Annotated in this window: 17 protein-coding genes; 10 read left to right on the forward strand and 7 right to left on the reverse strand. The window is 69.5% G+C overall.

Going from position 1 to position 21,942, the window contains the following annotated elements:
- Nucleotides 1–58: 58 nt before the first annotated feature.
- Genes ID810_RS10085 through xylA form a run of 3 tightly spaced genes read right to left on the reverse strand, consistent with a single transcriptional unit; the run spans nt 59 to nt 3,852 of the window.
- Nucleotides 59–1,096 carry an NAD(P)-dependent alcohol dehydrogenase gene (locus ID810_RS10085; RefSeq protein ID WP_166858005.1) on the reverse strand — a complete coding sequence of 346 codons (1,038 nt, stop codon included), beginning with the start codon at nt 1,094–1,096 and terminating at the stop codon, nt 59–61.
- 29 nt (nt 1,097–1,125) lie between these two features.
- On the reverse strand, nt 1,126–2,592 hold the full coding sequence (locus ID810_RS10090) for a xylulokinase (protein WP_166858007.1): 1,467 nt from the start codon (nt 2,590–2,592) through the stop codon (nt 1,126–1,128).
- 45 nt (nt 2,593–2,637) lie between these two features.
- Nucleotides 2,638–3,852, reverse strand: a complete 1,215-nt coding sequence (gene xylA, locus ID810_RS10095; RefSeq protein ID WP_413227894.1) for a xylose isomerase — start codon at nt 3,850–3,852, stop codon at nt 2,638–2,640.
- A 71-nt stretch (nt 3,853–3,923) separates the two neighbouring features.
- On the opposite strand from xylA, the gene ID810_RS10100 reads away from it, so the two are divergent.
- A complete protein-coding gene (locus ID810_RS10100) occupies nt 3,924–5,177 on the forward strand; it encodes an ROK family transcriptional regulator (protein WP_235931653.1) in 1,254 nt (417 codons plus the stop codon).
- A 150-nt stretch (nt 5,178–5,327) separates the two neighbouring features.
- On the opposite strand, the gene ID810_RS10105 is transcribed toward ID810_RS10100, so the two are convergent.
- From ID810_RS10105 to ID810_RS10120, 4 genes are all read right to left on the reverse strand, one after another.
- Nucleotides 5,328–7,328, reverse strand: coding sequence for a glycoside hydrolase family 31 protein (locus ID810_RS10105; protein WP_235931655.1), 2,001 nt, complete (start codon nt 7,326–7,328; stop codon nt 5,328–5,330).
- Between the two features lie 83 nt (nt 7,329–7,411).
- Nucleotides 7,412–8,230 (reverse strand): carbohydrate ABC transporter permease, encoded by an 819-nt coding sequence (locus tag ID810_RS10110; protein ID WP_166858013.1) that lies wholly within the window; start codon nt 8,228–8,230, stop codon nt 7,412–7,414.
- Nucleotides 8,231–8,233: 3 nt separating this feature from the next.
- A complete protein-coding gene (locus ID810_RS10115) occupies nt 8,234–9,148 on the reverse strand; it encodes a carbohydrate ABC transporter permease (protein ID WP_235931656.1) in 915 nt (304 codons plus the stop codon).
- A gap of 66 nt (nt 9,149–9,214) precedes the next feature.
- Nucleotides 9,215–10,459 carry a sugar ABC transporter substrate-binding protein gene (locus ID810_RS10120; protein ID WP_166858017.1) on the reverse strand — a complete coding sequence of 415 codons (1,245 nt, stop codon included), beginning with the start codon at nt 10,457–10,459 and terminating at the stop codon, nt 9,215–9,217.
- Between the two features lie 212 nt (nt 10,460–10,671).
- On the opposite strand from ID810_RS10120, the gene ID810_RS10125 reads away from it, so the two are divergent.
- The 9 genes from ID810_RS10125 (at nt 10,672) to radA (ending at nt 21,222) form a co-directional block, all read left to right on the forward strand.
- Entirely contained in the window at nt 10,672–11,832 is a 1,161-nt protein-coding gene (locus tag ID810_RS10125) for a LacI family DNA-binding transcriptional regulator (protein WP_166858019.1), read from the forward strand.
- A 22-nt stretch (nt 11,833–11,854) separates the two neighbouring features.
- Nucleotides 11,855–13,942, forward strand: coding sequence for a transketolase (gene tkt / locus ID810_RS10130; protein WP_166858020.1), 2,088 nt, complete (start codon nt 11,855–11,857; stop codon nt 13,940–13,942).
- Nucleotides 13,943–14,181: 239 nt separating this feature from the next.
- Complete coding sequence (locus ID810_RS10135) at nt 14,182–15,216, forward strand: siderophore ABC transporter substrate-binding protein (protein WP_166858022.1); 1,035 nt, start codon at nt 14,182–14,184, stop codon at nt 15,214–15,216.
- Nucleotides 15,217–15,249: 33 nt separating this feature from the next.
- A complete protein-coding gene (locus ID810_RS10140) occupies nt 15,250–16,269 on the forward strand; it encodes an ABC transporter permease (protein WP_166858024.1) in 1,020 nt (339 codons plus the stop codon).
- Nucleotides 16,266–17,333 carry an iron chelate uptake ABC transporter family permease subunit gene (locus tag ID810_RS10145; RefSeq protein ID WP_166858026.1) on the forward strand — a complete coding sequence of 356 codons (1,068 nt, stop codon included), beginning with the start codon at nt 16,266–16,268 and terminating at the stop codon, nt 17,331–17,333. The genes ID810_RS10140 and ID810_RS10145 overlap by 4 nt, the downstream gene beginning before the upstream one ends.
- Nucleotides 17,330–18,094, forward strand: coding sequence for an iron ABC transporter ATP-binding protein (locus ID810_RS10150; RefSeq protein WP_166858028.1), 765 nt, complete (start codon nt 17,330–17,332; stop codon nt 18,092–18,094). The genes ID810_RS10145 and ID810_RS10150 overlap by 4 nt, the downstream gene beginning before the upstream one ends.
- A gap of 292 nt (nt 18,095–18,386) precedes the next feature.
- A complete protein-coding gene (locus ID810_RS10155; RefSeq protein ID WP_166858030.1) occupies nt 18,387–19,109 on the forward strand; it encodes an L-ribulose-5-phosphate 4-epimerase in 723 nt (240 codons plus the stop codon).
- A gap of 143 nt (nt 19,110–19,252) precedes the next feature.
- Nucleotides 19,253–19,681 carry a hypothetical protein gene (locus tag ID810_RS10160; RefSeq protein WP_166858032.1) on the forward strand — a complete coding sequence of 143 codons (429 nt, stop codon included), beginning with the start codon at nt 19,253–19,255 and terminating at the stop codon, nt 19,679–19,681.
- 86 nt (nt 19,682–19,767) lie between these two features.
- On the forward strand, nt 19,768–21,222 hold the full coding sequence (gene radA, locus ID810_RS10165) for a DNA repair protein RadA (protein WP_167202919.1): 1,455 nt from the start codon (nt 19,768–19,770) through the stop codon (nt 21,220–21,222).
- Nucleotides 21,223–21,942 lie beyond the last annotated feature (720 nt).

Consider the following 21,942-nt stretch of genomic DNA (forward strand, 5'->3'; position numbering starts at 1 on the left):
CGGGGCACTGAGGTCACGCAACGGGGCCGGGCGGGCGGGCGAGGAGCCGGTAACCCACTCAGCGGCCCGGGTGGACCATGGACTTGAGCGTCGTCGGCGCGGGCCCGCAACTCAGCGGCGTCTCGGCCTCATCGAGGCCGTAGTGGTCGGTGGCCAAACGGTCAAGATCCACCTTGCCTGAGGCCACCAGTTCAATAGCGGTGGGCCAGGTGTTGTTGTACCGGAAGATGCCGGTGACGTTGACCTCGTGGCTCGTGATGTAGGAGACCGGCAGGAGCATGTCGTCGTCGCCCATGCCGATGATGACGGCCGAGCCCCCGGCCTTGACTCGCTTGATGCCGTCCACCACCGCTGTGGTGACGCCGGTGGCGTCGAAGAAGGCCTCGAAGACCCGGCCGTTGAGCTCCGCGGCGCCGGGCGCGTGGGCCTCGGTGGCGCCGACCTCGACCGCCATCCGACGGCGCGCCTCAACCGGGTCGGTGACGACGACCTGCGAGGCTCCGTAGGCCCTGGCGACCTGGGCGACGACGACCCCGATCGGGCCGGCGCCGGCGATGAGGACCGTGGTGCCGACCGTGAGCCTGGCCTTGCGGGCCGAGGCGATGGCGACGCTGAGCGGCTCGAGCAGGGCGCCGGCGTCGAAGGACATGGAGTCGGGGATCTCGTGGGCGAAATCGTCCTGGATGAGGGCGTACTCGCTGAAGCAGCCGTCGATGGGCGGGGTGGCGTAGAACTCGATGTGTGGGCAGAGGTTGTACTCGCCGCGCTTGCAGAACTCGCACACGCGGCACGAGCGCTGCGGCTCAATGGACACGCGCCGTCCCACGCGAGCCGGCTCAACGTCGGAGCCGACGGCGACGATGGTGCCGGCGGCCTCGTGCCCGAGGACCATCGGCTTCTCGACGACGAAGTCACCGATCCGCCCGTGCTGGTAGTAGTGGATGTCGGAGCCGCACACGCCGACGGACTCGATCTTCACCAGGACCTGGTCCGGGTCGGGGACGGGGACCGGACGCCGCTGAATCTCAACGGTCCCGGCGCGCAGGAGGACCTGGGCGCGCATGGTGGCGGGGCGCTGCTCGGCTGTGGTGGTCATGAGGTTCCTCTCCGGTCGTGGCGAGCCTGTCAGGCGTGCTGGGCGAGGACGGCGGCGGCAGCGGCGTCGTAGGCGGCGCGCACCTGGGGCTGGGGCTCGGCGACCAGGTGCTCGACGTCGGCCAGCTCCCACACCGGCGGCTCCTCGCCCCCCGCGAGAACCCAGGCGGCCTGCTTGGCGGCGCCGTCGGCCACGTACTCCCCCGGCTCGGGCACGTCCACCGGGACGCCGAGAACGGCGGGGGCGAGGGTCCTGGCGCTGACCCACTTGACGCCCCCGCCCACAAGGGCGACCTCGGCGACGTCGACGCCCTGTGCCCGCACCGCGTCCACGCAGGCGCCCATGAGGCACAGCAGCCCCTCGACGGCGGCGCGCGCGTAGTTGCCGGGGGTGAGGTTCGCCAGCGTCATGCCTGTAAGGGTGCCGGTGGCCCCGGGCAGGTTGGGGGTGCGCTCGCCCTCGAGGTAGGGCACGTGGACGAGACCGCCCGCACCGGGCTCGGCGGCCAGGGCGATCTCGTCGAACTCGGCGTAGGTCACGCCCAGGACCTTCTTGGCGGCGTCGAGCACGCGGGCGCCGTTGAGGGTGCAGGCCAGCGGCAGGAAGGCCCCGGTGGCGTCCGCGAAGCCGGTGACGAGCCCGGAGGCGTCATGGGTGGGGGTGGCCGAGACGGCGGCGACGACGCCACTCGTGCCCAGGGAGACGCTCGTCTGTCCGGGGCGCAGGCCCAGCCCGAGCGCGGCGCCGGCGTTGTCGCCGCAGCCGGGGCCCAGCGCCAGGTGGGACAGGTCGCGTCCGAGCACGTCGTGCCCGCCCCGCAGGGCGACCTCGTGGGGGCCGACGACGCGGGGCAGAACGATGGCCTCGGCCTCCTCCCGGCTCAGGCGCAGCGCGAGGGCGAGCAGGTCACGGCGGTAGGTGTTGGTCACCGCGTCGAAGTAGCCGGTGCCGGAGGCATCGGAGCGGTCGGTGGTGAGAGTCCTCATCGAGGTCGCGCCGGACAGCTTCCAGGTGAGCCAGTCGTGCGGAAGGCACACGGCGGCGATGCGGGCGGCATTGTCGGGCTCGTGGTCCGCGAGCCAGCGCAGCTTGGTGATGGTGAGGGAGGCGACGAGGACACTGCCGACGGCGTCGGCCCAGGCCCGGCGGCCGACCGCCTCGTCGCCGTGGCCGAGCTCGTGGATGAGGTCGCGGGCGGCCTGGGCGGAACGGGTGTCGTTCCACAGCAGGGCGGGGCGGATGACCTCGCCGTCGGCGTCGAGCAGGACCATGCCGTGCTGCTGGCCGCCCACGCTCAGGGCGGCGACGTCGTCGAGGCCGCCGACGGCGTCGACAACCTCCCCCAGGGCGCGCCACCACTCGTCGGGGTGGACCTCGGTGCCCTCGGGGTGGGAGGCCTTGGCCTCGCGCACGAGGGCGCCGGTGGCGGCGTCGCGGATGACGATCTTGCAGGACTGGGTCGAGGAGTCGACGCCGGCGACGAGGGTAGCGCTCATACGTGGCTTCCTTTCAGTCGATGTCAGTCGGCTTTCCACCGATTGTCAGCCGATAAGGTGCATGACGGCCTTTTGGTAGAGGTCGACGTAGTGGTAGTCGCGGGCGGCGGCGGCCTCGGTATCGAAGTCCTCGTAGGCGGAGCGGTCGGCCACGAAGTCCTCCAGCGACTCGCCCTCGGCGAGGGTGGGCTCGCCCAGCTCGTAGATGCCGGACAGCCTCAGGGCCTCCTGAACCTCGGGGTCGGCGCGGAAGGCCTTGGCCTTCTCGGCGAGCTGGAGCCACATCTCCATGTTGGCGGCGGCGGACTCCCACACGCCGTCCATGCCGTCGGTGCGCGAGGGCTTGTAGTCGAAGTGGATCGGGCCGTCGTAGCGCGGGCCACCGTTGGGGAAGCCGTTGACGATGAGGTCGGCGGTGAAGAAGGCACTGAGCAGGTCGCCGTGGCCGAAGACGAGGTCCTGGTCGTACTTCAGGCCCTTCTGGCCGTTGAGGTCGATGTGGAAGAGCTTGCCGGCGTTGAGGGCCTGGGCGATGCCGTGGGTGTAGTTGAGGCCCGCCATCTGCTCGTGGCCGACCTCGGGATTGAGGCCGACGACGTCGCCGTTGTCGAGCTCGGCGATGAGGGCGAGGGCGTGGCCGACGGTGGGCAGGAAGATGTCGCCGCGGGGCTCGTTGGGCTTGGGCTCGAGGCCGATCCTGAGGTTGTAGCCCTTGTCCTTGATGTACTGGGCGACGGTGTCCAGGCCCTCCTTGTAGCGCTCCATGGCCGCGTTGACATCCTTGGAGGAGTCGTACTCGGCGCCCTCGCGCCCGCCCCACATGACGAAGGTCGTGGCGCCGAGCTCGGCGGCGAGGTCGACGTTGCGCAGGAGCTTGCGCAGGCCGAAGCGGCGGATGGAGCGGTCGTTGTTGGTCAGCCCGCCGTCCTTGAAAATCGGGTGGGTGAAGGTGTTGGTGGTGACCATCTCGATGGTCAGGCCGGTGGCGTCGCAGGTGTCCTTGAGCTTGGCGATGATCTCGGCACGCTCGGCGTCGGTGGCGTCGAAGGGGAAGACGTCGTTGTCGTGGAAGGTGATGCCCCAGGCACCGAGCTCGGCGAGCTTCTCGGTGTACTCCCAGGGCTTGAGGGCGGCGCGGGTCCTGTCGCCGAAGGGGTCGGCCGCCAGCCAGCCGACGGTCCACAGACCGAACGAGAACTTGTCTTCCTTGGTGGGCTTACGGACCACGGTCGCTCCTCCTCGAGCTCGACGCCCCGGCATCAGGTCAACCTCAGGGCATCCATTTGTTTGTTGGCACAACTATGACATGCCGGTAAGGTAGGGTCAAGGCTGTGGTCACCAGTAACTGGACCCCGACACCGATGTCGGCGCCGTCCGCCTCGACTCCGCCCGCAACCGCGTCGGCACGCCAATCGACGCTGCGCACGGCAAACCTCGCGCTCGTCGCCCGTAAGGTACTGTCCTCCCACGAGCCGATCTCCCGCGCCGACGTCGCCGCCACCACCGGTATGACCCGCTCGACGGCCTCGCGCCTGGTTGACGACCTTGTCGACGCCGGCATCCTCGCCGAGCTCGCCCCGACCCCTGCCTCGGGCCCCGGGCGCCCGGCCGTCCCCCTCGCCCCACCGCACGGCACCTTCGTCGCGCTCGGCCTGGAGGTCAACGTCACCCACATGGTGGTGCGCGCCATCGACCTGTCGGGCGAGATGCTGGCCGAGAGGATCGTCCTCGACGACTTCACCGGCTCCGACCCCGCCGTCGTCCTGACCCGCCTGTCCGATCTGCTCGCCGATGTCCTCGCGCTCGACGCCGTCGACCAGGCCCGTCTCGTCGGCGCCGCGCTGGCACTGCCCGGGCTCGTGTCCGACGGCGTTCTGCTGCGCGCCCCCAACCTCGGCTGGTTCCAGGTGCGCCCCACCGACCACCTCGACGCCGTGCTCGCAGCCGCCGGCCTGGCGCTGCTCGTGGGCAACGAGGCGAACTTTGGCGCCCTCACCGTGGGCCGCGAGCGCCCCACCTCCGCCTACCAGCACCCCTCCTACATCTACCTGTCCGGGGAGAACGGCATTGGCGCGGGGATCGTGCGCGAGGGTCGTGTCATCATCGGGACCTCAGGCTTCGCCGGGGAGATCGGGCACGTGCAGGTCGACCCCGCGGGCCCCCTGTGCTCCTGCGGCAACCACGGCTGCCTCGAGCGCTACGCCGGACGTCGCGTCATCCTGCGTGCCGCGGGCCTCACCGACGACGACTCCCCCGAGACGCTGGTCGCCGCCTACGAGGCCGGTGAGGCCCGGGCGGTGGGAGCCGTCGAGGCGGCCGCGCACGCGCTGGGCGTGGGCCTGAGCGGCGCGATCAACCTGCTCGACATCCCGGTGGTGGTCCTGGGCGGCCACCTCGCCCCGCTCACGCGGATCCTGCGGCCCTTGCTGACCGCGGAGCTGGAGCAGCGCGTGCTGGCCTCCTCCTGGTCCGTGCCCGAGGTGGTGCAGGCCGACGGCGACCAGATGCCGGGCGCGACCGGCGCGGCCTGGACCCTGCTCGAGCAGGTCGTCGCCGACCCCGTCGCCTGGATGGAGGCCGACTGAGACCGGCCGGCCCGCGCCGTCGCCCCCTCTCCCCCGCACCCCCACGCCGGCCCCTCCGCTGAGCCCCGAGCCCTCGCACTCACCTCTCCGCTCAGGCCCCAGCGTGAGGACTCAGCGGGCGGGCCATGGCAACAGTCCGGCGGACGGCTGTCAGACGCCGATCTCGGCACCCTCCCTGCGGAAGGCCGGAATGTACTCGTAGGGAGCAGGAACGGTGACCGTCTGCCCGCCGTCATAGGTCTCGCCCGTGTGGATCTCCACCCAGCGCGCCCCTGCCGGCAGGTAGGCGTCCTGGTACATCACCCCGGGCGCGGTCACCGGGACCACCAGGAGGTCCGGTCCCAGCAAGAACTCGTCCTCGACCTCCCAGGCGCGCTCGTCCTCGGGGAACTCCAGGAAGAGCGCACGCATGGCGGGGGTGCCGAGCTCGGCCGCCTCATGCATCACGCGGCTGATGTAGGGTCGCAGGCGCTCACGCAGGTCCATGTGCTCGCGAGAGATCTCGAGGCAGCGCTCACCGTAGCTCCAGACCTCGTTCGGACCCCCGCTCATCGGCGAGCCGAGCTCACCGCGAGGGTCCCGGTGCCCGTGGAGACGGAAGAGCGGACAGTACGCGCCGAAGGCGAACCATCGCGCGTACAACTCTCGGTAGGCCTCATCAGACGGGTCGCCCCCATGGAACCCGCCGATGTCCGTAGTCCACCAGGGGATCCCGGACATGCCGATGCTCAGGCCCGCCCGGATCTGCCGAGCGAGCGACTCCCAGGTCGGGGGGATGTCGCCGGACCAGACGGCCGCCCCGTACTTGGCCTGACCGGCCCATGCGGAGCGGCACAGGAGCACCGTGGGGGGCTCGCCCGCGGCAGTCATCCCATCGTAGAAGGCCTTGGCGTTGTCTCGCGGATAGGTGTTCGCTACGGCGGAGCCGGGACCGGAGTAGAAGGAGAGGTTCTTCGGGTGCCCGGGGTTGAGCTCGGGCTCGCACGCGTCGAGCCACCAGACCGTGACACCGAGGTCGTAGTAGTTCTTCTTCACCGCCTGCCACACGTATTCCCTCGCACGCGGGTTGGTGGGGTCGTAGAAGGCAACCGGAAGGTCTCTCGGCATCTTCTTGTCGTGGATACTCTGGTGGAACTCGATGCCCTGGTCGGTGCCAACGAGCAGGCCTTTGCTCGCCATCTCGTCGTAGTTGCTCGACAACGGGGAGATCGTCGGCCAGATGGACACCATGAGGCGCACCCCGAGCTCGTCGAGCTCCGCCATCATCGCCGCCGGGTCGGGGTACTCCTGCGGGTCGAAGGCGAAGTCGCCCATCGCGGTCCAGTGGAAGAAGTCTGTGACGATGACGGACAGCGGCAGCCCGAGGCGCTTGTACTCACGGGCGACATCGAGAATCTCCTCCTGCCCCAGGTAGCGCAGCTTGCACTGCCAGAAGCCGGAGGCCCACTCGGGCAGCTGCGGCGCGTGACCGACGGCGTCGGCGTAATTCGACATGATGTCGGAGGGCGTGGCCCCCGCAGTGAGCCAGTAGTCGAGCGCAGGAGCCGCGTCGGCCACCCACCGGGTCGAGCCGTCAGCGAGCTCGACCCGACCGACGGCGGGGTTGTTCCACAGGAATCCATAGCCGCGGTTGGACAGGTAGAAGGGGATGCTGACCTCGGTGTTGCGTTGGACGAGGTCGATGACAAGTCCCTTGTGGTCGAGCCGGCCGTGCTGGTGCTGACCGAGGCCGTAGATGCGCTCTCCCTCATACGCCTTGAACTGCTGGTGGATCTCGAACAGGCCCGAGCGCTGCCCGTAGAAGACACGAGCTCCCGGCCACCAGAAGTGCTCGCGCTGCTCGGCAAGCAGCTCCGAACCGTCCGCCGTGCGCAGGAAGCTGAGCATGACGGTCGGCTTGCCGTCGCCCGCGTCGATCCGGGCCTCGACCGTGAGGCCTCCGGCAACAAGGCGCAGCCGGCCGTCATCCGTCTCGCTCACGGCGGCGGCGGGCAGCCCGGTGGGACGCTCCTCCAGCGCACCGACGTCGGCGGCGGGAATCGCATGCTGCGCGGCGCGCACCCGCACCGAGTCGCGCCCCCACTGCTCGATCCTGAGCACCTCGTGTGCGTGCCGGATCTCCAGTCCGTCCGCGATAACAACGTATTCCATCAAGGCGATCTCCTTCGCTCATGACATTGCGTGGATGATGCTGAGACACAGTCCGGGCACGGCCCGGATGATGACGGCACGCCTCAGGCCTTGACCGCTCCGCCGGTCGCACCTGCAGCGATGTACTTCTGGGCGATGACCAGCAGCACCGCCGCTGGGAGCGAGGCCATGGTCGCCGTCGCCATGACCGAGCCCCAGTCCGCGACGTAGCCACCGATGAAGAGGTAGATGCCCAGGGTGACCGGTCTGGCGTCGGAGCTCGAGCTGAGGGTCAGTGCGAACAGGAAGTCGCTCCAGGCGAAGAGGAAGCTGAACAGCGCCGCAGTGATGACCGAGTTGCGGCTGAGCGGCAGCACGATCGAGAAGAAGGTCCGGATCCGTCCGGCTCCGTCAACCCTCGCAGCCTCAAGCAATGACATGGGGAGCGCCCGCATGAAGGCCTGGATGATGAGGATCGAGAACGGGATGCCCAGGGCGGAGTCGGCGAGAATGAGGCCTACGGTCGTATTGAGGATCCCCAGGTCGTTGTAGGCGCCGTAGAGCGCGTTCGCGATGACGATCCCGGGGATCATCTGGCTCAGGAGGAGCACGAACATCACCGCACCCGCGCCTCTCACACGGTAGAGCGACAGCGCGTAGGCCGCCGGGGTGGCGATGGAGAGGCTGACCAGGACCGCCCCGATCGCCACGACCAGGCTGGTCAGGAGGTTGGGGCCCTGACTCGAGAAGGCGTTGCGGTAGCCCTCGAGGCTCGGGTGCACCGGGAACCAGTCGAGGTCAACGGTGGCCACTCCCGGCTGGAAGGAGGCGTTGATCATCCAGTAGACCGGGAACAGCATGAGAGCGAGAAAAAGCAGACCCACAAGCGTGTGGACCGTGGTGCGCGCACGAGTGCTTCTCATGGGTCAGTCCTCCTTTTCGGCATGACTCACCCGCAGGTAGACCACGGCGAAGACGAGCGAGATGATGACGAGGATGTTGCCGAGCGCCGCCCCCTGGCCGAACTCGAAGTTGGCGAAAGAGAGCTTGTAGGACTGCGTCGCAAGGGTGACCGTCGCGTTCGCGGGGCCGCCGTCGGTCAGCCCGAGGATGATGTCCAGCACCTTGAGGGTGTAGACGACCCCCAGGATGAGCACCACGGAGACCACGGGGCGCAGCAACGGCCAGGTGATGCTGCGGAAGGCCCGCCAACCGACGGCGCCGTCGAGCGCGGCCGCCTCGTAGAGCTCATCAGGAATATCCTGCAGACCGCTGTACAGGATCGTCATGTTGAAGGGGATCCCCAACCAGATGTTGACGATGACGACGGCGGCCAGCGCCACATTCGTGCTCGTCAGCCACGGCACGGCGTCGACACCGACCACCCCGAGAATCTCGTTGATGATGCCGCTGTCCTTGTCCAGCATCCACTTCCAGATCGCGCTGGAGACGATCATCGGCAGAAGCCATGGCAGAAGCATGAGTGAGCGCATGACCCCATTGAGGGGGAACCTCTTCTTGAAGAAGACGGCCAGCGCCAGGCCGATGGTGAACTGACCCGCGATCGACCCGACCGTGAACAGAAGGGTATTGAGCATGGCGGTTCCGAAGACGGAGGAACTGACCACCGCGATGTAGTTGTCGAATCCGACCCAGGGGGCCTCACCCGTGTAAAAGGTCCTCGTCGTGTACTCCTGGACGCTCATCATCACGTTCTTGACGATGGGGTAGCCGAAGAACAGCACGAGGAAAAGCAGCGCCGGGGCGAGGAAGGTCCACTTGGCCAGCTCCTCCTTGAGCCGCATGGCACGGCGGGCCGGTGTCTCAGTCGTCGAGGTCATCATCACGCTCCTTCCCCGACCTGCGGTGGCTGGGACCGGGTGCTCCCAGCCACCGGTTCAGCGGGTTCAGGACAGGAAGTCGGCCTTGGCGGTCTCAAGAGCGGCCAGCGGCTGAGCCTGACCCGTGAGTGCGGACTGGATGGCGTTGTACAGCGCCTCAGCGGTCTTGGGCCACCCCTCACCGAGTTGCGCGGTACGCGAGCGGCCGTTGTTGACGGCGGTGACGAGGGGCTCCATCTGCGCAAGCGCGGCGACGTAGTCGGCGTCGACGGCCTCCTTCGTCGGGATCGTGTACCGGGTAGTGTTGAGCTCGAGGATCGAGTCATCGCTGAGGAGCACCGTGAGCAGCTCCATGGCCTTGGCCTGACGCGTCGGGTCCCCGGTCTCGGGGATCGTCCACATCTCGCCACCCAATGGCGAGACGGACGTGTCGCCCGCACGGGGCACGGGGATCTCGGCCACCGCCCAGTTGACGTCGGAGTTCTCGAAGGTGGTGGTCAGCCACGGTCCGTCAATGACCATCGCGGCTTTGCGGGAGGTGAACTGCTCCCCGACCTCGATCTGGGACCAATTGAGCACGCCCTGGGAGGCCCAGCCGTTGTTCACGAGGTCGACCCACAGCTGGAGCGCTCCGGCCGCCTCCTGGGTGGCGATGTCGGTCTCGTCAGCGCCGGCGGACCAGAAGAAGGGCAGGAACTGCCAGGAGCCCTCGTAGGAGGCCTTGGCGCAGAAGGCGATGCCGTAACGGTCCCCCGTGGTGAGCGCCTGCGCTGCGGCCTTGAGCTCGTCCCAGGTCGTGGGGACCTCGAGGCCCGCCTGCGAGAGCGCGTCCTGGTCGTAGTACAGGCCGAGCGTGTTGGCGCACGGCCCCATGGCGTAGAGCTCGTCACCGTAGGTGCCCGCACCGACAAAGCCGTCGATGAAGCCGTCGGCGGAGAAGCCGAGGCTCGTGAGTGGAACGAGGGCGCCGGTGGCGGCGATCTGCTGGAGATCGGGGTTGTCGAGCATGAGAAGGTCGGGCAGGGTCCTCGAGGAGATCATCTGGAGCACCTTCTGGATCAGGCCGGTGCCGTTAACCGCCTCACGCTTGATGGTGACTCCGACCTTCTGCGCGGCAGCCTCAAGAGCGGACTGGAAGATCCCGTTGTCGGGGTCGTCGGCATAGTAGTCGAGGACCGTGAGGGAGGTGGTCTCGTCGGACGAGCCGCCGGAGCCTGAGCCGCAGGCAGCGAGCGGGAGCGCGAGCGCAGCCAGCGCAGCGCCCCGCAGGGCGTGACGACGGTTGAGGAGGTTTCGGGAAGACGTGGACATGCGTAGCTCCATCCCTCGCCTCGTGGTGTGACAGCGCTGGATCGATACGTATGCGCACACGTATTCGTAGCGATAGTCTTGCCGTCGAGACGATGTTGCACTGAGATGGCACCCAGCCCCTTCGCTGTGCGCCGTGCAACAAACGTATCGTTGAGACGTACGCTCCGCAAGAGGTTCTCTCAACGTCCATCTCGACCAGCCGGAGCCAGCAGGTGCCTTCTTACCCAACTAGCCGCGACGTCGCAGCGGCTGCAGGCGTCTCCCAGTCGACCGTCTCCTACGTCTTGAGCGGCAAGAGGTTCGTTGCTCCCGACACCGAGGCTCGCGTCATGGCCGCTATGGAGGAACTCGGTTACCAGCCCCACGCCAGCGCCCGGGCGCTGCGCAGCCGCCGCTCCGGCATTCTCGGGCTCGTGGTGCCCTACCACGACTACACCGACACCCCCAACCAGTACCGCTACATCGTCAACCTCGCCCGTGAGTGCCGACGCCACGGGTACGAACTCCTCCTCAGCAACAGCGAGGAGGGGATCGACAGCATCCGGCGACTCATTGACTCCGCCCAGTGCGAGGGACTCATCGTGATGGACGTGCTGGAGAAGGACCCTCGGGTCGAGGCCGCCCGCCACTCCCGAATCCCCTCAGTTTTCATCGGCCTGAGCGCCGACTGCGAGGGAGTCACCTCGCTCGACACAGACTTTGAGGAGATCGCGCGCCAATGCGTCAATCACCTGCTGGAAGTCCCCCACGAGCGCGCCACCGTCATCGGCCCCTCGTCGGAACACATGAGGCCCATGGGGTTTCTCCGACGCTTCAACACCGCTCTGCGCGAGGCGGCCGAGGGCAGGCTCGAGCTGACATGGATCGACGTCGCGCGCGGCTACCTGCCGATGCGCACAGGGCTGGAGACCCTGCTCACCACCGGAACAGCCCCGAACGCTTACATCATCGCACCTGGTGCGTCGGCCGAGGACGCCGTCATCGCCCTCATGATGCTCGGAGTCGTACCAGGCGCCGACGTCTCCCTCATCGGGGCGAGCGGCCCCGCCGACTCCTCGCACGCACCCCTGGACTACTCCTACTACGACGCCGATGTCACGGCGGTGACACGAGCCGCTCTGGACCTGCTGTCCACGAAGCTCCGTCACGATGCGAGCGCCGAGCCCGTGACGCGCCGAATCCAGCCGGTCTTCCATCGAGGCGCGTCTCTCCTCGCCCCTGCGCGCCAACCCCGGGCCGCTCACCGGGGTGACCGCACCACCGGGCCTCCGCCCCACACCGGCACGCCTGCCGTTGCCCCGCGCGCCGCCGTCGGGGGAGGATCGGCTCGAGACCTTGCAGCGGCACCACGCCCCGCCCACCGACCTCACTGACTCATCACAAAGGAGCACCTGCATGAGCACCGAGCATTTCGCGCTCACCGACGACGACCTCACGGCCATCAACGTCTCCAAGGCACTGGCCGCCGACGCCGTCGAGAAGGCAGGATCCGGCCACCCCGGCACCCCGATCTCCCTGGCGGGCGTCGCCTACCTGCTCTACCAGTACGAGATGAAGGGCGACCCGTCTGACGCCCACTGGCTCGGCCGCGACCGCTTCGTCCTGTCCGCGGGCCACGCCTCGATGCTCCAGTACGCCCAGCTCACCCTGGCCGGCTACGGCCTCGAGATCGAGGACTTGGCCGCCCTTCGCACCGCGGGCTCCCTGACCCCCGGCCACCCGGAGTACGGGCACACCACCGGCGTCGAGACGACGACCGGTCCGCTGGGCGCCGGCTTCTCCAACGCCGTCGGCCTGGCCATGGCGGCCCGCTACGAGCACGGGCTGCTCGACCCCGCCACCCCGGCCGGCGAGTCCGTCTTCGACCACTACGTGTACACGATCCTGGGCGACGGCTGCATGCAGGAGGGCGTCACCGCGGAGGCCGCCTCCCTGGCGGGCACCCAGGAGCTGGGCAACCTCATCGCCATCTACGACGACAACGACATCTCCATCGAGGGCAATACGGACATCGCCTTCGGCGAGGACCCCACCGCCCGTTTCGAGGCCTACGGCTGGCAGGTCCTGGACGTCGACTGGACCCACGGTGGCACCGAGTACGCCGAGGACTACACGGCCCTGCACGAGGCCCTGGTCGCGGCCCGCGCCGAGACGACGAAGCCCTCCCTCATCCGCCTGCACACGATCATCGCCTGGCCCTCGCCCACGAAGCAGGGCACGGAGGGCTCCCACGGTGCCAGGCTCGGCGCCGAGGAGGTCGCGGGACTGAAGACGGCTCTCGGCCTGGACCCGGAGACCTCCTTCCAGACCGCCGGGATCCTCGACTACACGCGCGAGCACGCGGCGGCCAAGGCCCGTGCGGCCCACGAGGACTGGGACGCCCGCTTCGAGGCGTGGAGGGCCGCCAACCCTGAGGGTGCGGCGCTGCTGACACGCCTCCAGGCCCAGGAGCCGCCCGAGGGCCTGGACGAGGTGCTGCCCACCTGGGAGGTCGGGGCCTCGATCGCCACCCGCGCGGCCTCCGGCAAGGTCCTGTCCGCCATCGGCACCGTCATGCCCGAGCTGTGGGGCGGCTCGGCCGACCTCGCGGGCTCGAACAACACGTCGATCGCCGGCGCCGGCTCCTTCCTGCCCACCTCCCTCGCCCAGAAGGAGGGCGACGGCCCCTACGGCCGCGTCCTGCACTTCGGCATCCGCGAGCACGCGATGGGCGGCATCCTCAACGGCATCGCCCTGGACCGCCTGACCCGCGCCTACGGCGGCACCTTCATGGTCTTCGCCGACTACATGCGCCCCGCCGTGCGCCTGGCAGCCCTCATGGGCCTGGACACCATCTTCGTGTGGACGCACGACTCCATCGGCGTCGGCGAGGACGGCCCCACCCACCAGCCGATCGAGCACCTGGCCTCGCTGCGCGCGATCCCGGGTCTCGACGTCGTGCGTCCCGGTGACGCCAACGAGACGGCGGCCGCCTGGCGCACGATCCTCTCGCGCCGCTCCAAGCCGGCCGGCATCGTCCTGTCGCGTCAGAACCTGCCGGTGACGGCCACTGCCGAGGCCGCCGCCGGGGGCGTGCCCAGGGGGGCCTACACCCTCCTGGAGGCCACGGACTGCCACGACGAGGTCACGACGCCCGCCGTCGTCCTCATCGCGACGGGATCGGAGGTCGCCGTCGCCGCGGCCGCCCGCGAGATCCTGCAGGAGGCCGGCACCCCCACCCGCGTGGTCTCCGCCCCCTGCCTGGAGTGGTTCGCGGAGCAGGACGAGGCCTACCGGGCCGAGGTGCTGCCGTCCAGCGCCGTCAAGGTCTCCATCGAGGCCGGGATCGCCATGGGCTGGCGTGAGATCGTCGGCGCGAGCGGTGCGATCGTCTCCCTCGACCACTTCGGGGCCTCGGCCGCGGGCACGTACCTGTTCAAGGAGTACGGCTTCACCGGCGAGCACGTCGCGGACGTCGCCAAGGAGGCCCTCGCCCAGATGTGAGCGAGGCAGCTGCAGAGCACCAAGGGCCCCGCGTCGGATCGCTCCGGCGCGGGGCCCTTCGCCGCGCTCACTCGCGCCGACCACCCCCCATTCGCTGCACCGCAGGTGCCACTGCGCTCACGGCCGTCCGCAGAGCGGAACCTGATTTGCGCAAATTTAGGAATCTGCCCTAGGTTGAATATCGCTTAGGTGAGCCTTGCATTGCTTGCACCTACTCCCCCGATCCGCAGAGGAGCCTCATGACCATCACCCGCCGCAGCTTCGTCGCCCTGACCGTCTCGACGGCCACCGCCCTGACCCTGGCAGCCTGTTCCGGCTCCAACGACGCCGCGTCCGGGGCCTCACCGGCCGGTGCCGAGGCCTCAGCGCCGGGCACCCAGGCCTCCGCCGCCCCGACCTCCGTCACCCTCGCCACCAACACCGGCGACGTCGAGGTGGCTCTGCCGGTCAAGCGCCCCGTCTGCCTGGACAACCGTTCCTTCGAGATCCTGGCGACCTGGGGCGTGAGCCTGGTGGCCGCCCCCAAGCCACTCATCCCCGCCACCGTCACCGCCTTCGACGGCGAGGACGTCGTCGACATCGGCAACCACCGCGAGCCGAACCTCGAGGCCCTGGTTGCCGCCGAGCCCGACGTCATCATCTCCGGTCAGCGCTTCAGCCAGTTCAACGAGGACATCGCCGCCCTCACCGAGGGCACTCCCCTGGTCGACCTCGAGCCGCGCGACGGCGAGGACTTCGCCTCCGAGCTCGTCCGCCACGTCACCGGCCTGGGCGAGATCTTCTCCAAGCAGGACGAGGCCAAGGCCATCGTGGACAGCTTCCACAAGGCCACCGACAAGGCCAAGAGCGCCTACGACGGCACCTCCACGGTCATGGCCGTCAACGTCTCGGGCGGCGAGATCGGCTACATCGCCCCCCACGTGGGCCGCACCTTCGGCCCGATCTTCGACATGCTCGGCCTCACGCCCGCCCTGGAGGTCGCCGGCGCCACCAACGACCACAAGGGCGACGACATCTCCGTCGAGGCCATCGCCGAGTCCAACCCCGACTGGATCCTCGTCCTCGACCGCGACGCCGCCATCAAGTCCGCCAAGGACGGCTACACCCCCGCCGAGCAGGTCATCGCCGGCAACGCCGCCCTGCAGAACGTCACGGCCGTGACCTCCGGCCACATCGTCTACGCCCCGGCGGACACCTACACCAACGAGTCCATCCTCACCTACACCGAGATCATGGACTCCCTCGCCACGGCCTTCTCCGGCGCGAAGGGCTGAGACGGGCTGAGCCCGCCACCCCGCCTACCTGAGATGACCCTCTTGGCACCGTCCCGTCCGGCCCCCGCGCGGGCCGGACGGGACACCCCCGTACGCACCCGCAGCCGCCTGGGCCTCCCCTTCCTCCTCGCCCTGGCGCTCACCACCGCCCTGTTAGGCCTGAGCCTGGCCACCGGCGAGTACTCGATCCTGTCCCACGACGACGGCTGGGAGCTGTTCCGCACCGTGCGCATCCCACGCACGATCGCCCTCGTCCTGTCGGGCGCCGCCATGTCACTGTCCGGTCTGGTCATGCAGCTCATCACCCAGAACCGCTTCGTCGAGCCCACCACCACGGGCACCACCGAGTGGGCGGGCCTGGGCCTGCTCACCGTCATGATCGTGGCCCCGCACGCCACCATCCTGAGCCGCATGGCGGTCGCCGTCGGCTTCGCCTTCATCGGCACGATGGTCTTCTTCCTGCTGCTGCGCCGGGTCTCGCTGCGCTCCTCCCTGCTGGTGCCGATCATGGGCATCATGCTGGGAGCAGTAGTCAGCGCGGTCTCCACCTTCCTGGCGCTTGAGACCAACAGCCTGCAATCCCTGGGCGTGTGGTTCCAGGGCTCCTTCACCTCGGTCTACCGCGGCCAGTACGAGGTGCTGTGGCTGGTCCTGCTGGCCGTGGCCGCCGTCGTCGTCCTGGCGGACCGGCTGACCGTCGCGGGCCTGGGCGAGGACGTCGCCACCGCCGTCGGCGTGAGCTACCAGCAGATGGTCCTCATTGCCACCGCGCTCATTGCGCTGGCCACCGGGGTGGTGACCGTCGTCGTCGGCTCCCTGCCCTTCCTGGGACTCATCGTGCCCAACCTCGTGTCGATGGCGCGCGGCGACGACCTGCGCTCCAACCTGCCGTGGGTGTGCCTGTCCGGCACCGCCCTGGTGACGGTGTGCGACCTGGTGGCCCGCACGATCATCTCCCCCTTCGAGGTGCCCGTCTCGGTGGTCCTGGGGGTCATCGGGGCCGCCGTCTTCATCGTCCTCATCGTGCGCCGCACCCGCAGGAGTGGGGCATGAGCACCACTCACGCACTGCCCACCCTGCCGTCCGAACCGGACTCGACCACCCGCCGTCGGCCCTCTTACGGCTCCGGGGCATTTCCGACGGCGTCCGCCCGGCGCCGCTGGTGGCTGACCTTCCTGGTGGTGACCACGCTCGCCCTGCTGTTCTGCCTCGGCCTGCTGGCCTGGGACAACCCCATGGAGCCCGGCACACGCGGCTTCTGGCTCATCGCGCAGCGGCGCGCCAACGCCGTCATCGCCATGCTCATCGTCGCCGTGTGCCAGGCCATGGCCACCGTGGCCTTCCAGACGGTCACGGGCAACCGGATCCTCACGCCGTCGATCATGGGTTTCGAGGCCCTGTACCGCGCGATCCACACCTCGACCGTGTTCTTCCTGGGGGCGGCGGGCCTGACCGCGGCCCGCACAACGACGACCTTCGTGGGCCAGCTGGTGCTCATGGTCGCCCTGTGCCTGCTGCTGTACTCCTGGCTGCTCACCAGCCGCCGGGCCACGCTGCACGCCATGCTGCTGCTCGGCGTCGTCATCGGCGCCGGCCTGGGATCGGTGTCCACCTTCATGCAACGCCTGCTGACGCCAAGCGAGTTCGACGTGCTCACCGCACGCCTGTTCGGCTCCGTCAACAACGCCGACCCCGACTACTACCCGATCGCCATCCCCGTGGTAGCGCTCGCGGTGATCGCCCTGGCCGTGTGGTCACGCCGGCTCAACATCCTGGCGCTCGGGCGCGAGACGGCAACGAACCTGGGGGTGAGCCACCGGCGCTGGAGCGTGGCCGTGCTCGTGGTGGTCTCAGTCCTCATGGCCACCTCAACAGCCCTGGTGGGGCCCATGACCTTCCTGGGCTTCCTCGTCTCGACGCTCGCCTACCAGTTCTCGGGCACCTTCGATCACCGTTACGTGCTTCCGATGGCCGTGTCCCTGGGGGTGCTGGTGCTCACCGGCGCCTACTTCCTCATGCGCCACGTCTTCGCCGCCCAGGGCGTGGTGTCCATCATTATCGAGCTCGTGGGCGGGCTCACCTTCCTCGTTGTCATCCTGCGAAAGGGGCGCCTGTGATCAGCCTGAGCAAGGTCGCCAAGGTCTACACCTCATCGGGCGACACCGTGCGCATCGGGCCGGTGGACCTGGACATCCCGGCTGGCGGGATCACGGCCTTCATCGGCCCCAACGGTGCCGGCAAGTCCACCCTGCTGATGATGACGGGGCGGCTGCTGGGCCTGGACGAGGGCGTCATCACCGTGGCGGGGCTGGACGTGTCCTCGACCCGTTCCTCCCAACTGGCCACCGTGCTGTCCATCCTGCGTCAGGAGAACCACTTCGTCTCCCGGCTCACCGTGCGCCAGCTGGTGGGCTTCGGGCGCTTCCCCTACTCGCACGGGCGGCTGACGGCCGACGACGAGGAGATCATCTCGCGCTACATCGACTTCCTGGCGCTGACCGAGCTGGAGGGGCGTTACCTCGACGAGCTCTCGGGCGGTCAGCGTCAGCGGGCCTATGTGGGGATGGTGCTGTGCCAGGAGACCGACTACGTGCTGCTGGACGAGCCGCTCAACAACCTCGACATCGCCCACAGCGTGGAGATGATGCAGCACCTTGAGCGGGCGGCCCGCGAGTTCGGCCGCACGATCCTCGTGGTGCTGCATGACGTCAACATCGCGGCGCGCTACGCCGAGCGCATCGTCGCCCTCAAGAACGGCACGGTGGCCTACAGCGGCACGCCCGCCGAGATCATGCGCGACGAGGTCCTCTCCGATGTCTTCGGTACGCCGTTGACGGTGATCGAGGGGCCCGCCGGGCCCTTGGCCTGCACCTGCTGAGCGGGACGGGGTGTGGGGCCGGGCCGGGCGGGCACTGTCCGCGGGTCCCGACGACGCACCGGCAGGCCCGCCGCCCGCAGGCCCGCCGCCCGCAGACTCGCCGCCCGCAGGCCCGCCGCCCGTCGGCTCCCGCCCTTGGGGTCACGGTGCGCACCCGGCCCGCGGTCCCCTGTTCTCGGGACCACGGGTGGGGGTAGCCTGGCCCCCAGAACGTGAACGTTCACATCGGACTCCGACGCCGTCGTCGTCACGGTCCAGCACCACCCACCCGAGCACCGTCCAGGAAGAACCCATGTCCGAGAAGATCGTCCTCGCCGAGCTCGACGCCGACCTCCAGGCCGCCGTCGCCGCCACCCGCCAGAAGGTCGCCGACCTGCACGCCGAGCTGCCCCGCTGGGGCCTGGTCGTGTGGACCGCCGGAAACGTCTCCGAGCGGGTCGTGCTCGACGGCGTCCCGACAGCCCTGTTCGTCATCAAGCCCTCCGGCGTCTCCTACGACGAGCTCGGCACCGACAACATGGTGGTGTGCACCCTCGACGGCGAGAAGATCGTCGACGGCACCCCCGACTCCCTCGCCCCGTCCTCGGACACGGCGGCGCACGCCTACGTCTACCGCAACATGGAGGGCGTGGGCGGCGTCGTGCACACGCACTCGACCTACGCCACCGCCTGGGCCGCCCGCCGAGAGCCCATCCCCTGCGCCCTGACGATGATGGGCGACGAGTTCGGCGGCGAGATCCCCGTGGGCCCCTTCGCCCTCATCGGCGACGACTCGATCGGGCGCGGCATTGTCGAGACGCTGCGTGGCTCGACGTCCCCGGCGGTCCTCATGGCCAACCACGGCCCCTTCACCGTCGGTAAGGACGCGCGCGCCGCGGTCAAGGCTGCGGTCATGTGCGAGGAGGTCGCGCGCACCGTGCACATTGCCCGGCAGGGCGGTGAGATTCACCTCATCCCCCAGGACCTCGTGGACCGTCTCAACGACCGCTACCAGAACGTCTACGGCCAGCACTGATGACTACTGGCCAGCACTGACTGGCCGCCGGGCCGCGCGCGTGGAGCGTACGGGGAGTGCTCCCCGTACGCTCCTCTTGCCCATCGTGCGTGCGAGGACAGATGCTGTGCCCGCACCTTCACGCACGACCCTAGGAGCATTCCGTGGCCGCCTCCCCGAACAAGCCGACCGAACCGCGCTCGAAGTACTACTGGATCCTCACGGCCGTGTGTCTGCTCCTCGGGCTTCCTGCCGCTTGGTGGCTCTACATAGAGATCGGCAAGCACATCTCCCGCATCCCGATCGCCATCCTTCTCCTCCCTCTGCTGCTCCTGCTGTTGCTGGCTCGCGTGATCGACGCCGGGATCCTGAAGGCGGCCCCGCAGCTCGTGCGCAAGCGCGACCGGGCGGCCCTGACCGCCGCCCTCGGCTACGACCCGGTGACCCGTCAGCCGGTGGCCTCCGCCGTCGGCACCGCTCCGGCGACGGTCGGCTACTCCCAGCCGGGCTCCCCCCAGCCGCAGCCCGGGCAGCCCGGGACGGCGGCCCCCTACGGCCAGCCGGGCCAGGCTCCCACGTCCTACGGCAACTAAGAGCACTCAGATCACCGTCCCGAGCGGGCCCCACGTCGCCGCTCGGGACGGTGTTCGTATCAGAGCCTCCTCCTAGGCTTGCCACCATGAGCCCCTCACCTGCCCGCTCCAGCACCTCGAAGAAGGCGCGCACGTCCTACATCTGCACTGAGTGCGGCTGGGAGAGCCCCAAGTGGCTCGGGCAGTGCCGCGAGTGCAAGGCGTGGGGCACGCTCACGGAGTTCGTCGAGGCTCCCGCCGTCGGTGCTCCCGCCGTCGGTGCTCCCGCCATGGGCGGTGCTGCCCTGGCGCGAGCCGCAGCCGTGCGCCCGGATGTGCCCGCGCAACCCATCGGTGAGGTCTCGGCTGAGGCGGCCCGCGCCCGACCCACCGGGGTTGGTGAGCTCGACCGCGTGCTCGGCGGAGGGATCGTGCCCGGCGCCGTCGTTCTGCTGGCCGGGGAGCCCGGCGTCGGCAAGTCCACCCTGCTGCTCGACGTCGCCGCCAAGGCCGCGGCCGTCTCCCGCGAGCGCGGCGAGGGGCCTGTCCTGTATGTCACCGGCGAGGAGTCCGCCAGCCAGGTGCGGCTGCGCGCCGAGCGCATCGAGGCCATCGACCCGGCTCTCCTGCTCGCCAGCGAGACCGAGCTGGGCGCGCTCCTCGGCCACATCGAGGACACCGGGCCCTCCCTGCTCGTTGTCGACTCGGTCCAGACCATCGCCTCGGCCCAGGTGGAGGGCTCCGCCGGCGGCGTCACCCAGGTGCGGGCTGTGGCCGGTACGCTCATCGCCGTCGCCAAGGAGCGGGGCATCCCCGTGCTCCTGGTCGGGCACGTGACGAAGGACGGCGGGATCGCGGGGCCGCGCGTCCTCGAGCACCTGGTCGACGTCGTCTGCCAGTTCGAGGGGGCCCGGCATGCGCGCCTGCGTCTGCTGCGCGCCGCGAAGAACCGCTATGGGCCCACGGACGAGGTCGGCTGCTTCGACCTCGGGGACCGGGGCATCGTCGGCCTGGAGGACCCGAGTGGCCTGTTCCTGTCCTCCGCCCGCTCCGAGGTCCCAGGCACGTGCGCGACCGTCACCCTTGAGGGGCGCCGTCCCATGCCGGTGGAGGTCCAGGCTCTCGTCGCCGCCACGCACGCGGGCTCCCCGCGGCGCACCACCTCGGGCCTGGACCACTCGCGTGTGGCGATGGCGCTGGCGGTCCTGCAGGCGCGCATGCGTGTGGACACCTCCAGTGCGGACGTCTACCTGTCCACGGTGGGCGGGGCCAGGACGGGGGAACCCGCCACGGACCTGCCGGTGGCGATCGCCGTTGTCTCCGCCGCCCGGAACCTGCCCACGCCCGCGGGGCTCGTGGCGTTTGGGGAGGTGGGCCTGACCGGGGAGGTGCGGGCGACGGTGGGGATTCAGCGGCGTCTGGCGGAGGCGGCCCGCCTGGGCTTCGACCGGGCGATCGTGCCGCTGGCCGGCTCGGCCGAGCTCAGGCCGGTGCCCGGGATGCAGGTCCTGCCGGTGAGCCACCTCGGCGAGGCCATCGGCGCGGCCCTCCCCCGCGGCTGACTCCTCCTGCCCAGCCGCCGCTTTGCGCACTCACACCCCGCTGAGCCCCCGCCCGGCCGCCGCTTTGCGCACTCACACCCACCTCCCCCGCTGAGCCCTGCTGCCAGCCTCCAACTCTTCGGTTTGCTCTCGAACGTACGGCAAAAGACCGTACTTTCGAGAGCGAACCGAAGAGTTCGGCGGGGTGCCTGGGGGTGAGGGTGTCCACCGGGCGGACATGGGCGGGCTGTCGTGCCGACGGTGTTGGGGGCGTCCGCGGAATCATGCGGATTCCTCGGCTGGGTGCGCGTGGTCGTCGGTCTCATGTCCGCGCGGTGGACACGACACCCCTGATAGGGGCCACCGGCGGGGTATCCGGCCACCGCGGGACCTCAGTGCCCCGCGAGTTCGAGGAGGCGGGTGGAGCAGCGGCACCGTGCCCTCCGCCGGGTCACAGTGCCCCGCGAGTTCGAGGAGGCGGCTACGGCGCGGGCCGGGCTCACACCGTCGTCCGGGCTGCACCCCTCAAGCTCGAGGGATCGGGGGCGAGTTCAAGCCCGTAACCCTCGAACTCGACACGTACCCCTCGAACACGGCACCAGCACGGTCGACGGCGAGCCCCACCAGGACAGGCTTGCACGCTCATGTGACTGATGTGACTTGGCCGATTCGAACTTTTCATTGGTATTCCGCCAATTGGGCCGTTTTGCCGAAAATGGCTTCCGCGGCTCCCATGTGCAT

It is taken from the genome of Actinomyces respiraculi, assembly GCF_014595995.2.
GTDB classification, from domain to species: Bacteria; Actinomycetota; Actinomycetes; order Actinomycetales; family Actinomycetaceae; genus Actinomyces; species Actinomyces respiraculi.

What these genes read in the sequence shown, in the direction of transcription:
- ID810_RS10110 (WP_166858013.1), bottom strand. Translation starts at nt 8,230, where the DNA reads ATGAGAAGCACTCGTGCGCGCACCACGGTCCACACGCTTGTGGGTCTG.
- ID810_RS10105 (WP_235931655.1), bottom strand. Translation starts at nt 7,328, where the DNA reads ATGGAATACGTTGTTATCGCGGACGGACTGGAGATCCGGCACGCACAC.
- radA (WP_167202919.1), top strand. Translation starts at nt 19,768, where the DNA reads ATGAGCCCCTCACCTGCCCGCTCCAGCACCTCGAAGAAGGCGCGCACG.
- ID810_RS10115 (WP_235931656.1), bottom strand. Translation starts at nt 9,148, where the DNA reads ATGACCTCGACGACTGAGACACCGGCCCGCCGTGCCATGCGGCTCAAG.
- xylA (WP_413227894.1), bottom strand. Translation starts at nt 3,852, where the DNA reads ATGCCGGGGCGTCGAGCTCGAGGAGGAGCGACCGTGGTCCGTAAGCCC.
- ID810_RS10120 (WP_166858017.1), bottom strand. Translation starts at nt 10,459, where the DNA reads ATGTCCACGTCTTCCCGAAACCTCCTCAACCGTCGTCACGCCCTGCGG.
- ID810_RS10155 (WP_166858030.1), top strand. Translation starts at nt 18,387, where the DNA reads ATGTCCGAGAAGATCGTCCTCGCCGAGCTCGACGCCGACCTCCAGGCC.
- ID810_RS10090 (WP_166858007.1), bottom strand. Translation starts at nt 2,592, where the DNA reads ATGAGCGCTACCCTCGTCGCCGGCGTCGACTCCTCGACCCAGTCCTGC.
- ID810_RS10140 (WP_166858024.1), top strand. Translation starts at nt 15,250, where the DNA reads ATGACCCTCTTGGCACCGTCCCGTCCGGCCCCCGCGCGGGCCGGACGG.
- ID810_RS10085 (WP_166858005.1), bottom strand. Translation starts at nt 1,096, where the DNA reads ATGACCACCACAGCCGAGCAGCGCCCCGCCACCATGCGCGCCCAGGTC.
- ID810_RS10145 (WP_166858026.1), top strand. Translation starts at nt 16,266, where the DNA reads ATGAGCACCACTCACGCACTGCCCACCCTGCCGTCCGAACCGGACTCG.
- ID810_RS10135 (WP_166858022.1), top strand. Translation starts at nt 14,182, where the DNA reads ATGACCATCACCCGCCGCAGCTTCGTCGCCCTGACCGTCTCGACGGCC.
- tkt (WP_166858020.1), top strand. Translation starts at nt 11,855, where the DNA reads ATGAGCACCGAGCATTTCGCGCTCACCGACGACGACCTCACGGCCATC.